Source organism: Pseudomonas sp. PDM03, from assembly GCF_014852385.1.
In the GTDB taxonomy this organism is placed as follows: domain Bacteria; phylum Pseudomonadota; class Gammaproteobacteria; order Pseudomonadales; family Pseudomonadaceae; genus Aquipseudomonas; species Aquipseudomonas migulae.
Map to the genome: position 1 here is coordinate 298,295 of NZ_JACVBM010000004.1, position 12,483 is coordinate 310,777.

11 protein-coding genes are annotated in these 12,483 nt (G+C 59.4%); 6 read left to right on the plus strand and 5 right to left on the minus strand.

What is annotated here, in order from left to right:
- Nucleotides 1-133 precede the first annotated feature (133 nt).
- From grxD to IB254_RS09840, 3 genes are all read right to left on the minus strand, one after another.
- Nucleotides 134-475, minus strand: coding sequence for a Grx4 family monothiol glutaredoxin (gene grxD, locus IB254_RS09830; RefSeq protein WP_008032163.1), 342 nt, complete (start codon nt 473-475; stop codon nt 134-136).
- 97 nt (nt 476-572) lie between these two features.
- On the minus strand, nt 573-2,678 hold the full coding sequence (locus IB254_RS09835) for a molybdopterin oxidoreductase family protein (RefSeq protein WP_192417157.1): 2,106 nt from the start codon (nt 2,676-2,678) through the stop codon (nt 573-575).
- A 134-nt stretch (nt 2,679-2,812) separates the two neighbouring features.
- Complete coding sequence (locus IB254_RS09840; RefSeq protein ID WP_192228576.1) at nt 2,813-3,103, minus strand: hypothetical protein; 291 nt, start codon at nt 3,101-3,103, stop codon at nt 2,813-2,815.
- A 407-nt stretch (nt 3,104-3,510) separates the two neighbouring features.
- Here IB254_RS09840 and argF point away from each other — a divergent pair, with 407 nt between their 5' ends.
- Entirely contained in the window at nt 3,511-4,431 is a 921-nt protein-coding gene (gene argF, locus IB254_RS09845; protein WP_192228575.1) for an ornithine carbamoyltransferase, read from the plus strand.
- The gene (locus IB254_RS09850; RefSeq protein ID WP_008040856.1) at nt 4,428-5,537 is read left to right on the plus strand and encodes an ABC transporter ATP-binding protein; all 1,110 of its coding nucleotides are present in this window, start codon (nt 4,428-4,430) and stop codon (nt 5,535-5,537) included. The genes argF and IB254_RS09850 overlap by 4 nt, the downstream gene beginning before the upstream one ends.
- A 48-nt stretch (nt 5,538-5,585) precedes the next feature.
- Here the strand turns inward: IB254_RS09850 and IB254_RS09855 are convergent, their stop codons facing one another.
- Both IB254_RS09855 and ybaK read right to left on the minus strand, forming a co-directional pair.
- The gene (locus IB254_RS09855; RefSeq protein ID WP_192417158.1) at nt 5,586-6,368 is read right to left on the minus strand and encodes a PhzF family phenazine biosynthesis protein; all 783 of its coding nucleotides are present in this window, start codon (nt 6,366-6,368) and stop codon (nt 5,586-5,588) included.
- 15 nt (nt 6,369-6,383) lie between these two features.
- Entirely contained in the window at nt 6,384-6,854 is a 471-nt protein-coding gene (gene ybaK / locus IB254_RS09860) for a Cys-tRNA(Pro) deacylase (protein WP_007971306.1), read from the minus strand.
- A 369-nt stretch (nt 6,855-7,223) separates the two neighbouring features.
- On the opposite strand from ybaK, the gene IB254_RS09865 reads away from it, so the two are divergent.
- The 4 genes from IB254_RS09865 to glpD all read left to right on the plus strand — a co-directional run bounded on the left by IB254_RS09865 (nt 7,224) and on the right by glpD (nt 12,323).
- On the plus strand, nt 7,224-8,075 hold the full coding sequence (locus IB254_RS09865) for an MIP/aquaporin family protein (protein WP_192417159.1): 852 nt from the start codon (nt 7,224-7,226) through the stop codon (nt 8,073-8,075).
- Nucleotides 8,076-8,150: 75 nt separating this feature from the next.
- Complete coding sequence (gene glpK, locus IB254_RS09870; protein WP_008032172.1) at nt 8,151-9,656, plus strand: glycerol kinase GlpK; 1,506 nt, start codon at nt 8,151-8,153, stop codon at nt 9,654-9,656.
- A 95-nt stretch (nt 9,657-9,751) separates the two neighbouring features.
- Entirely contained in the window at nt 9,752-10,507 is a 756-nt protein-coding gene (locus IB254_RS09875) for a DeoR/GlpR family transcriptional regulator (protein ID WP_008032173.1), read from the plus strand.
- Between the two features lie 277 nt (nt 10,508-10,784).
- Complete coding sequence (gene glpD, locus IB254_RS09880) at nt 10,785-12,323, plus strand: glycerol-3-phosphate dehydrogenase (protein WP_192417160.1); 1,539 nt, start codon at nt 10,785-10,787, stop codon at nt 12,321-12,323.
- Nucleotides 12,324-12,483 lie beyond the last annotated feature (160 nt).

Sequence of the window (12,483 nt, forward strand, 5' to 3'; positions counted from 1 at the left end):
TCTTTTAAGAGGCGGGGCTTTTTTGTGCCTTCGCTTTTGTAGGAGCTGGCTTGCCAGCGATGCAGGCGCTGCGGTTTATCAAGAAACCGCGTTATCGTTCATCGCGAGCAAGCTTGCTCCTACAGAGACCGCATCAGGCTTCGGTCTTGGCAGCAGCGGCGGCTTCAACAGCCGCTTTGATGGTGCTTTGCAGCGAACCGTCTGCAGCCATCTCGGTCATGATGTCGCTACCGCCGACCAGCTCACCACCAACCCACAGTTGCGGGAAAGTTGGCCAGTTGGCGTATTTTGGCAGGTTGGCGCGGATTTCCGGGTTCTGCAGGATATCCACGTAAGCAAACTTTTCACCACATGCCATCACGGCCTGTGCGGCTTTCGCGGAGAAGCCACACTGCGGGGCATTCGGCGAACCTTTCATGTAAAGCAGAATGGTGTTGTTGGCAATCTGCTCTTTAATCGTTTCGATGATATCCATGAAGCACCTCGGCTGAACTTTCCGACTCGGGGGTCGGCACGGTGGCGCATTGTAACGGAAAGCCGAGCGCCATGCTCGGTCTCCCCGACAGACTCAATCAAGCCGCCGCTACGGTCACCGGCACACCGTTCAATGCCGCATTCCCCGACAACTCATCGAGCTGACACTCGTCGGTCAGATCATTGGCACTGGAACCTGGCTGGCCGCTGGCAATCGTCATCTGCACGCCAGGCCGCGCATGGCCCCAACCGTGCGGCAGGCTGACCACTCCTTTCATCATATCCTGACTGCCCAGCACTTCCACTTCGATCATGCCGACCCGGGAACTGACCCGCACCCGCTGCCCATCGCTGAGCCCGCGACTGGCCAGGTCGTCCGGATGCATCAGCAACTGATGACGCGGCTTGCCCTTCACCAGTCGGTGGTAGTTGTGCATCCACGAGTTATTGCTGCGCACGTGACGACGGCCAATCATCAGCAGTTCATCGGCCGCCGGTGCTTGCAGCGCCGCAAATCGCGAGAGGTCGGCAAGGATCGCCGCCGGTGCTGCCTGAACGCGCTGGTTGGCGGTTTTCAGGCGTGGCGCCAGATTAGATTTCAGTGCGCCAAGGTCGACGCCATGCGGTTGATCAAACAGCGTCGCCAAAGACAGCTTGTACGGCGAGGCGTCGCCATACAGCCCCATTCGCAAACCACGATCGATCATCTGCGCAGGGGGAATCGTCGGTTTCAGTTCCTTGCCGGTCTTCGCGGCAAAGGCCTTGGCCAGCCCGACGAAAATCTCCCAGTCGTGCAACGCGCCTTCCGGCTTGGCCAGGATCGCTCGGTTGAACCGGCTGACGTTACGCACCGCAAACATGTTGAACGTGGTGTCGTAGTGATCGTTTTCCAGAGCGGAAGTGGACGGCAGGATCAGGTCGGCATAGCGCGTGGTTTCGTTGATGTACAAGTCAACACTGACCATGAACTCCAACCCGTCCAGCGCCTGCTCCAGTTGCCGGCCATTGGGCGTCGACAACACCGGATTGCCGGCCACGGTAATCAGCGCGCGAACCTGCCCTTCCCCTTCGGTGAGCATCTCTTCGGCCAGCGCCGACACCGGCAGCTCGCCGCTGTATTCCGGACGCCCGGACACGCGGCTCTGCCACAGATTGAAATGCCCGCCCGAGGTAGACGCCACCAGGTCCACCGCCGGTTCGGTGCACACCGCGCCACCGACGCGATCAAGGTTGCCGGTGACCAGGTTGATCAACTGCACCAGCCAATGACACAACGTGCCGAACGCCTGGGTGGAAACGCCCATACGGCCATAGCAAACCGCTGTCGGCGCCGCTGCGAAGTCCCGCGCCAATTGGCGGATCTGCTCGGCCGGCACGGCACACAGCGGGCTCATGGCTTCGGCGGTGAAAGCCGCGACGGCCTCGCGCACGTCATCCAGGCCGTCGACCGGCAAATGGCTGTCGCGGGTCAACCCTTCAGCAAACAACGTGTTGAGCAGCCCGAACAGCAATGCTGCGTCGCCGCCCGGACGGACGAACAGATGCTGATCGGCAATCGCAGCCGTTTCGCTGCGACGCGGATCGACCACCACCACTTTGCCGCCCCGGGCCTGTATCGCTTTCAGGCGCTTTTCGACATCCGGCACGGTCATGATGCTGCCGTTGGAGGCCAGCGGATTACCACCAAGAATCAACATGAAATCGGTGTGATCGATGTCCGGGATCGGCAACAGCAGACCGTGGCCGTACATCAAATGGCTGGTCAGGTGATGAGGCAACTGATCGACCGAGGTCGCGGAAAACCGGTTGCGGGTTTTCAGCAGGCCAAGAAAGTAATTGCTGTGGGTCATCAGCCCGTAGTTGTGCACGCTGGGGTTGCCTTGATAAACCGCCACCGAGTTCTGCCCGTGGCGCTCCTGTATCCCTGCCAGACGTTCGGCGACCAGGTTGAAGGCATCTTCCCACTCGATCGGCTGCCATTCGCTGCCAACGCGCAGCATCGGCTGACGCAGGCGGTCAGGATCGTTCTGGATGTCTTGCAGGGCAACGGCCTTGGGGCAGATGTGCCCGCGGCTGAACGTATCGAGGGCATCGCCCTTGATCGAGGTGATCTGCACATCGCCATCGAGCTCGGTGGTCTCGATGGTCAGGCCGCAGATGGCTTCACACAGGTGGCACGCACGGTGATGGAGAGTCTTGGTCATGGCCAGTCTCTGTCTTGTTCTGGGCGGGCAATAACGACCGCGGGAACAAAACTATGGCGCGTGCCCCGCCACTGCGCCAGCGACGTTCGTCTTGTGAATCGGCGGCCATCAGGCCAGCCGATGACCGCTCGGGATCAGTTCGACGGCAGCCTCGGCGGCGCCTGCAACTGAATCTCCTGGATGGTTTCAATCTGTTCGTGGGCGACATGCACGCCGGTGAGCTCGCCGATCAGCCGCCAGTGCTCGTCGAGCCCTGTGCTGATGGTGGCCATGCGGTCGATCATCCGCCGGCCAGCGGCCCTGGTCACCTCGTCGTTACTTCGCAAAAGCTCAAAGGACATTGAGGTCATGGAAGCGGTGAGATGCGTCAGTGAGCGGGCCGTGAGACCTAGTAATTCCATCAATTGCTGTTCTTTCGATTCCATTCCGAAGGCTTCCTGCGTCGCTCGTGACTTAGTTATAACCCAGCACATTGCATTAGCAAGTGTTACAAACGAGGCACATTGCCATCAGCTGGCTGGAATGCCGGGTCAGAAACCGACCATCAGCGCACCATGCCCGCCCTGTTTGATTGCAAAGCCCCGCAGCCGCAGTGTACAAATGAGCAGCTGCTGTCAGGAAACAGGCTTCAAAAGCGCTACTGTGGTCACCCCATAGCCCCTCTGAAATCCCCTAAAAACCGTAGCCCTATTGGTAAGACGCGACATTTAATTATAAGATCGCGCCTTCCCCTATTTCGTCGCCCTGTGCGGCTTACGCCGCAGGTCTCGCCCGTTTTCCAGTTAAACAAGGCTTTGAGCATCTGCGGTTTGTAGCAAAAAGGTAGTCAATGATGAGCGCAAGGCACTTTCTCTCCCTGATGGATTGCACGCCCGAAGAGCTGGTCAGCGTGATCCGTCGAGGCGTTGAGCTCAAAGACCTGCGTAACCGCGGCGTACTGTTCGAGCCTCTGAAAAACCGCGTGCTCGGGATGATTTTCGAGAAGTCCTCGACCCGTACCCGGATCTCGTTCGAGGCCGGCATGATCCAGCTCGGTGGCCAGGCAATCTTCCTGTCGCCGCGCGACACGCAACTGGGCCGTGGCGAACCGATCGGCGACGCCGCCATTGTCATGTCGAGCATGCTCGATGCGGTGATGATCCGTACGTTTTCCCACAGCACCCTGACCGAATTCGCCGCCAATTCGCGCGTCCCGCTGATCAACGGCCTGTCCGATGACCTGCACCCGTGCCAGTTGCTGGCCGACATGCAAACCTTCCTCGAACATCGCGGCTCGATCCAGGGCAAGACCGTTGCCTGGATCGGCGACGGCAACAACATGTGCAACAGCTATATAGAAGCGGCGATCCAGTTCGACTTCCAGTTGCGCATCGCGTGCCCTGAAGGCTATGAACCCAATCCTGAGTTTGTGGCCAGCGCCGGTGACCGCGTGACCATCGTCCGGGATCCGAAGGACGCCGTGCGCGGCGCGCACCTGGTGAGCACCGACGTCTGGACCTCCATGGGCCAGGAAGAGGAAACCGCCAAGCGCCTGAAGCTGTTCGCACCGTTCCAGGTCAACCGTGCCCTGCTGGACCTGGCCGCCGAAGACGTGCTGTTCATGCATTGCCTGCCCGCCCACCGTGGCGAGGAAATCAGCCTTGACCTGCTCGATGACCCGCGCTCAGTCGCCTGGGACCAAGCGGAAAACCGTCTTCACGCACAAAAGGCCCTGCTCGAGTTTCTCGTTCCGCCTTCGTACCACCACGCATGAGCCAGCCATTACTGCTTAACCTGCGCAACCTCGCTTGCGGTTATCAAGACCAGCGCGTCGTGCAGAACCTCAACCTGCATTTGAATGCCGGTGATATCGGTTGCCTGCTCGGTTCTTCGGGTTGCGGCAAAACCACGACGCTGCGGGCGATTGCCGGTTTTGAACCGGTGCACGAAGGTGAAATCACCCTGGCGGGCGAGACGATCTCCAGCGCCGGCTTCACCCTCGCACCGGAGAAACGCCGGATCGGCATGGTGTTCCAGGATTACGCACTGTTTCCGCATTTGAGCGTGGCCGAAAACATCGCGTTCGGGATTCGCAAGCATCCGCAAAAGGATCGCGTGACCGAAGAGCTGCTGGAACTGGTCAACCTGAAAAACCTCGGCAAACGCTTTCCGCACGAGCTTTCCGGCGGTCAGCAACAGCGTGTTGCCCTGGCTCGCGCCCTGGCGCCGGAACCGCAACTGCTGCTGCTCGACGAACCGTTCTCCAACCTCGACGGCGAACTGCGGCGCAAGCTCAGCCACGAAGTGCGCGATATCCTCAAGGCCCGTGGCACCAGCGCAATTCTGGTGACCCACGACCAGGAAGAAGCCTTCGCGGTAAGCGATCATGTCGGGGTTTTCAAGGAAGGTCGCCTGGAACAGTGGGACACGCCCTACAACCTGTATCACGAACCGCTGACGCCCTATGTGGCCAGTTTCATCGGCCAGGGATACTTCATTCGTGGTCAGCTGAGCAGCCCGGAATCGGTGCAGACCGAGCTGGGTGAGTTGCGCGGCAATCGGGCCTACACCTGGCCGATTGGTGGTGCCGTGGACGTATTGTTGCGCCCGGACGATATCGTTTATGCACCGGACAGTGGCTTGAAGGCGCGGATTGTCGGCAAGTCGTTCCAGGGTGCGTCGACGTTGTATCGGTTGCAGATGCCCACCGGCGCGCAGCTGGAATCGATTTTCCCGAGCCATGCCGATCATCTGGTCGGTGCAGAAGTTGGCATTCGGGTTGCCGCTGAACACCTGGTGTTGTTCCAGGCGTCCGGCAGCATCGCCGCGCAGATTCCGACGGTCGAATCCGGCGTTCGGCGTTACAGCACTGCCAGCTGATACCTGAATCTGTAGGAGCCGGCTTGCTGGCTCCTACAGGGGTTGGGGTTAACCCAACATCAGCATTACGCTCGCAACCAGCGTCGCATTCCCGCCGATCTTCACCCGATCGCCTTCCAGCCGACAGAACAACTCCCCGCCTCGCTTCGAACACTGATACGCCGTCAGGCTCGACTTGCCCAAACGCTTCGACCAATACGGGATCAAACTGCAATGGGTCGAACCGGTCACCGGGTCCTCATTGATACCGATCGCCGGCGCGAAGTACCGCGACACAAAATCATGCTTGCTGCCCTTGGCGGTGACGATGGCGCCCGGCCACGGCAGTTTGGCCAACGCGACCATGTCGGGCTGACAGTCGAGCACGGCCTGCTCCGACTCCAGCACCACGAATAATTCATTCGAACCCAACACATCGACCACGTCGACGCCCAAGGCGCGTTCGACATCCAGTGTCACGCCGACTGCAGACGGCACGATTGCCGGGAAATCCAGCCACAAGCGGCCGCCCTCACGACTCACGCTCAGCGGGCCGGATTTACAAATGAAGTCCAGGCGTTCGACCGGCTCTTTATAGATCTCGAACAAGACATAAGCGCTGGCCAAGGTCGCATGCCCACACAAAGGCACCTCGGTGGTCGGAGTGAACCAGCGGATGTGCCAACCCTGCCCTTCACGCACCACAAAGGCGGTTTCGGCGAGGTTATGTTCAGCGGCGATTTTCTGCATCAACTCATCGGCGAGCCACGCATCGAGGCGATAGACCATCGCCGGGTTGCCGCTGAACGGTCGATCACTGAACGCGTCGACCTGATGGAACTCAAGCTGCATAACCTTCTCCCTGATTCAGGCGCGGCCGATATCGGCGAACTTGGCCTGGGTATGTTCGGCCAGCACCGCGGGGGCCAGTTCCACTTCCAGGCCACGTCGACCGGCACTGACGAAAATGCTGGCAAAGGGCTGGGCCGAATTATCGATAAACGTGCGCAGGCGCTTTTTCTGTCCCAGCGGGCTGATGCCGCCCAACAGATAACCCGTCGAGCGCTGCGCGGCGGCAGGGTCGGCCATTTCGACTTTTTTCACCCCGGCGGCATGCGCCAGGCCCTTCAAGTCCAGACTTCCGACGACCGGCACCACCGCCACCAGCAATTCCCCTTTTTCACTGGCCGCCAGTAACGTCTTGAATACTTGCGCCGGGTCCAGCCCCAGTTTCTCCGCGGCCTCCAAGCCGTAGGACGCCGCCTTCGGATCATGTTCGTAACTGTGCACGCGATGTTCGGCACGAACTTTTTTCAACAAATCCAATGCGGGGGTCATGACAGCTCCAGACTGGGCGGCAGAGAAAAAATACTGCGTTGGATTCTAGGACATTGCTCCATAAAAGGCTCTATCACGGCAGCGTTTCCAGCGCTTGGGGCGGCTCTTTACCGTTCGTCAGAGTTCGTCCGGCCCACAAAACAAAACGATCATTCATGTGACTAATAGTTTCAATGTGACCGACGGTTCACTTTCGACCTTTGACAGCAGTGTTTCTTGTCTATATTTTTTCGAATCTGAATACAGTACAACGTGACAACGCAGCACCCAGCAGTAAGCCAGGAACAGGATGGGGATCCTGCCCTGGTGAAAATCGCGCTTTGGCCATGACGAAAAAAGCGCCAGACAACAAAAACAAAGAGGTTTTCAATGACAACTGCTTTACAACAACCGTCGCTTTCGAGCCAATGCATGGCCGAGTTTCTGGGCACTGCACTGCTGATCTTTTTTGGTACCGGTTGCGTTGCCGCGCTCAAGGTCGCGGGTGCCAGCTTTGGCTTGTGGGAAATCAGCATCATCTGGGGCGTCGGCGTCAGCATGGCGATCTACCTGACCGCCGGGGTTTCGGGTGCTCATCTCAATCCTGCCGTGAGCATCGCGCTGAGCATTTTCGCTGACTTCGAAAAACGCAAACTGCCGTTCTATATTCTTGCCCAGGTGGCCGGCGCCTTCTGCGGCGCGTTGTTGGTTTACACGCTGTACAGCAATCTATTCTTCGATTACGAACAAACTCACCATATGGTTCGCGGCACTCAAGCCAGCCTCGAACTGGCGTCAGTGTTCTCCACCTTCCCCAACCCGGCCTTGTCCACCGCCCAGGCCTTCCTGGTTGAAGTGATCATCACCGCCGTCCTGATGGGCGTGATCATGTCCCTGACCGATGACAACAACGGTCTGCCAAACGGGCCGATGGCGCCGCTGCTGATCGGCCTGCTGATCGCGGTGATCGGCAGTTCGATGGGCCCGCTGACCGGTTTTGCGATGAACCCGGCGCGTGACTTCGGTCCCAAACTGATGACTTTCTTTGCTGGCTGGGGTGAAATTTCCTTCACCGGCGGCCGTGATATCCCGTATTTCCTGATCCCGATTTTTGCACCGATTGTCGGTGCCTGCCTCGGTGCTGCAGCGTATCGCGGGCTGATTGCCCGTCATCTGCCCAGCGCCGAACCTGCTACAAAGGACGCAACACCGGCCATTGACGGCAAACCAAGAACTTCTTGATACCGTAGGCGCGTGATCCTGCCCATTTGGTCCCGCGCCTGACCTCACTCCCTTTTTTCGTCCAAGGCAATCGACATGACCGACATTCAGAATAAGAACTACATCATTGCCCTCGATCAGGGTACGACCAGCTCCCGCGCGATCATTTTCGACCGCGACGCGAACGTGGTTTGCACCGCCCAGCGCGAATTCGCCCAGCATTACCCGCAAGCCGGTTGGGTCGAACACGACCCGATGGAAATCTTCGCCACCCAAAGCGCCGTGATGGTCGAGGCCCTGGCGCAAGCCGGCCTGCATCACGACCAGGTCGCGGCCATCGGCATCACCAACCAGCGCGAAACCACTGTGGTCTGGGACAAGACCACCGGCCGCCCGATCTACAACGCGATCGTCTGGCAGTGCCGCCGCAGCACCGAGATCTGCCAACAGCTCAAACGTGACGGCCACGAGCAATACATCAGCGACACCACCGGCCTGGTCACCGACCCGTACTTCTCCGGCACCAAACTCAAGTGGATCCTCGACAACGTCGAAGGCAGCCGCGAGCGTGCGCGCAAAGGCGAACTGCTGTTCGGCACCGTGGACAGCTGGCTGATCTGGAAATTTACCGGCGGCAAAGTCCACGTCACCGATTACACCAACGCCTCGCGCACCATGCTCTTCAACATCCACACCCTGGAGTGGGATGCGAAGATGCTGGAGGTGCTGGATATTCCGCGCGAGATGCTGCCGGAAGTTAAATCCTCGTCAGAAATCTACGGCCACACCAAAAGCGGCATCGCCATCGGCGGTATCGCCGGTGATCAGCAGGCTGCCTTGTTCGGCCAGATGTGCGTCGAGCCAGGCCAGGCGAAAAACACCTACGGCACCGGTTGCTTCCTGCTGATGAACACCGGCGACAAAGCGGTGAAGTCCAAGCACGGCATGCTGACCACCATCGCTTGCGGCCCGCGTGGCGAAGTGGCCTACGCGCTGGAAGGCGCGGTGTTCAACGGCGGCTCCACCGTTCAGTGGCTGCGTGACGAACTGAAAATCATCAACGACGCCCACGACACCGAATACTTCGCCAACAAGGTCAAGGACAGCAACGGCGTGTACCTGGTGCCAGCCTTCACCGGCCTGGGCGCTCCGTACTGGGACCCCTATGCCCGTGGCGCATTGTTCGGCCTGACTCGCGGCGTACGCGTGGATCACATCATTCGTGCAGCGCTGGAGTCGATTGCCTACCAGACTCGCGACGTGCTCGACGCCATGCAGCAGGATTCCGGCGAACGCCTGAAAGCATTGCGTGTGGATGGCGGCGCGGTGGCAAACAACTTCTTGATGCAATTCCAGGCCGACATCCTCGGCACTCAGGTTGAGCGCCCGCAAATGCGCGAAACCACCGCACTCGGTGCGGCGTACCTGGCCGGTCTGGCGTGTGGCTTCTGGGGTAGCCTGGAAGAACTGCGCGGCAAGGCAGTGATCGAGCGCGAATTCGAGCCGACTCTGGACGAAACCGCCAAGGAAAAACTCTACGCTGGCTGGAAAAAAGCGGTCAGCCGCACGCGTGACTGGGAACCTCATGAAGGCGCTGAATAAGCCAACGTAAGTACTCGTATCTGTATGTAACTGGTAGGGAGCAGATTCCTGCGGCATCATGGGCAAATTTTGCACGGCAGCCCAAAGGAAGCCCCATGAATCTGCCTCCCCGTCAGCAGCAAATCCTCGAACTGGTCCGCGAACGCGGCTATGTCAGCATCGAGGAAATGGCCACGCTGTTCGTCGTTACACCGCAGACCATCCGCCGCGACATCAATCAGCTCGCGGAATCCAATTTATTGCGTCGCTACCACGGTGGCGCAGCCTACGATTCCAGTGTCGAAAACACCGCCTACGCCATGCGTGCCGATCAGATGCGCGATGAAAAGCAGCGTATCGGCGAAGCCATTGCCGCACAGATCCCCGATCACGCCTCGCTGTTCATCAACATCGGTACGACCACCGAATCGATCGCACGGGCGCTGCTCAACCACAACCACCTGAAGATCATCACCAACAACCTGCATGTGGCTTCGATGCTCAGCGCCAAGGACGACTTCGACGTTCTGCTGACCGGTGGCAATGTGCGGCGCGACGGTGGCGTGGTCGGTCAGGCAAGTGTCGACTTCATCAACCAGTTCAAGGTCGACTTCGCCCTCGTCGGTATCAGCGGTATTGATGAAGATGGCAGCCTGCTGGACTTCGATTATCAGGAAGTGCGGGTGTCGCAGGCGATCATCGCCAATGCGCGGCAGGTGATTCTGGCAGCGGACTCCAGCAAATTCGGGCGCAATGCCATGATTCGCCTGGGGCCGATCAGCTTGATCGATTGCCTGGTGACGGATCAGCAGCCAGTGCCGGCGCTGGCGCAGTTGTTGAGTCAGCACAAGATTCGGTTGGAGGTTGTTTAACCCCTCTGACTGCTAAACAACCTCCTTGTAGGAGCCGGCTTGCTGGCGATGGCGTCTTCAAGGCCGCCATCGCCAGCAAGCCGGCTCCTACAAAATGCGTGCCCCCGCAATCCCCCCTCGGCTACTAATGTTCGTAAATTTTCCTTTAACGGCCCTTCGATCAGTATTTTCAATCGAAGTTAACTGGCTGTGGGCGGCTTGATGGGCTACCATTTTCGCAAATGAACATTAATGTTCGAAATCCAATATCGACAATCAAAAAAACCGAGGCCAGCCGATGCCCACTTCTACCTTGCCTACGCCCCCACTCGCCGAGGTCTACGATATCGCCGTCATCGGTGGCGGGATCAATGGCGTGGGGATCGCAGCGGATGCCGCCGGTCGCGGTCTTTCGGTGTTCCTTTGCGAAAAGGATGATCTGGCCAGCCACACCTCGTCGGCCAGCAGCAAACTGATCCACGGTGGCCTGCGCTACCTCGAGCATTACGAATTCCGCCTGGTCCGCGAAGCCCTCGCCGAGCGCGAAGTGTTGCTGGCCAAGGCGCCGCACATCGTCAAGCAAATGCGCTTCGTCCTGCCGCACCGTCCGCACCTGCGTCCGGCCTGGATGATCCGCGCCGGCCTGTTCCTGTATGACAACCTGGGCAAACGGGAAAAACTGGAAGGTTCGAAAAGCCTGAAGTTCGGCCCGGACAGCCCGTTGAAAAGCGAAATCACCAAAGGCTTCGAATACTCCGATTGCTGGGTCGACGACGCGCGCCTGGTGGTCCTGAACGCCATGGCGGCCCGCGAGAACGGCGCCCATGTGCACACCCAGACCCGTTGCGTCAGCGCCCGTCGCATCAAAGGCCTTTGGCATCTGCACCTGGAACGCGCCGACGGCAGCCTGCTTTCGATCCGCGCCAAGGCGCTGGTGAACGCGGCCGGCCCATGGGTTGCCAAGTTCATTCGTGATGATTTGAAGATGGAATCGCCGTACGGCATTCGCCTGATCCAGGGCAGCCACCTGATCGTGCCGAAACTGTACGAAGGCGATCACGCGCACATTCTGCAAAACGAAGATCAGCGCATCGTCTTCACCATTCCGTACCTGAACCATTTCACCCTGATCGGCACCACCGACCGTGAGTACACCGGCGATCCGGCAAAAGTGGCGATCACCGAAGGCGAAACCGATTACCTGTTGAAAGTGGTCAACGCCCACTTCAAGAAGCAGATCAGCCGCGATGACATCCTGCACAGCTATTCCGGTGTTCGTCCGCTGTGCAACGACGAATCCGACAATCCCTCGGCCGTCACCCGCGACTACACCCTCGCGCTTTCGGGCACGGGCGAAGAAGCGCCGTTGCTGTCGGTGTTCGGCGGCAAGCTGACCACCTACCGCAAACTGGCCGAGTCGGCGCTGGCGCAACTGGCGCCTTACTTCACGCACATCAAGCCAAGCTGGACCGCAAGCGCCACCCTGCCGGGCGGCGAAGACATGACCACCCCGCAGGCGCTGAGCTCACGCATCCGTGACCAGTTCGACTGGGTGCCGACCGAAATCGCCCGTCGTTGGGCCACCACTTACGGCAGCCGCACCTGGCGCATGCTTGAAGGCGTGCAAAGCCTCAGCGACCTGGGCGAGCACATCGGTGGCGGTCTCTACACCCGCGAAGTCGATTACCTGTGCAGCGAAGAGTGGGCAACCACGGCGCACGACATTCTGTGGCGTCGCAGCAAGCTGGGCTTGTTCACCACCCCGGCCGAGCAGCAAGCGCTGGCGGAGTATCTGAGCAAGGTCGAGCAGAACCGCAGCAAGATTGAAGCGGCCTGATCTCACCTCCGCTCAAACGAAAGCCCCTGAATCTCACGATTCAGGGGCTTTTTGCTATTCGGGAAACACCAACAATCCCCTGTAGGAGCCGGCTTGCTGGCGATGGCGGTATGCCAGTCAATAAAGAAGTTAACTGGCACACCGCCATCGCCAGCAAGCC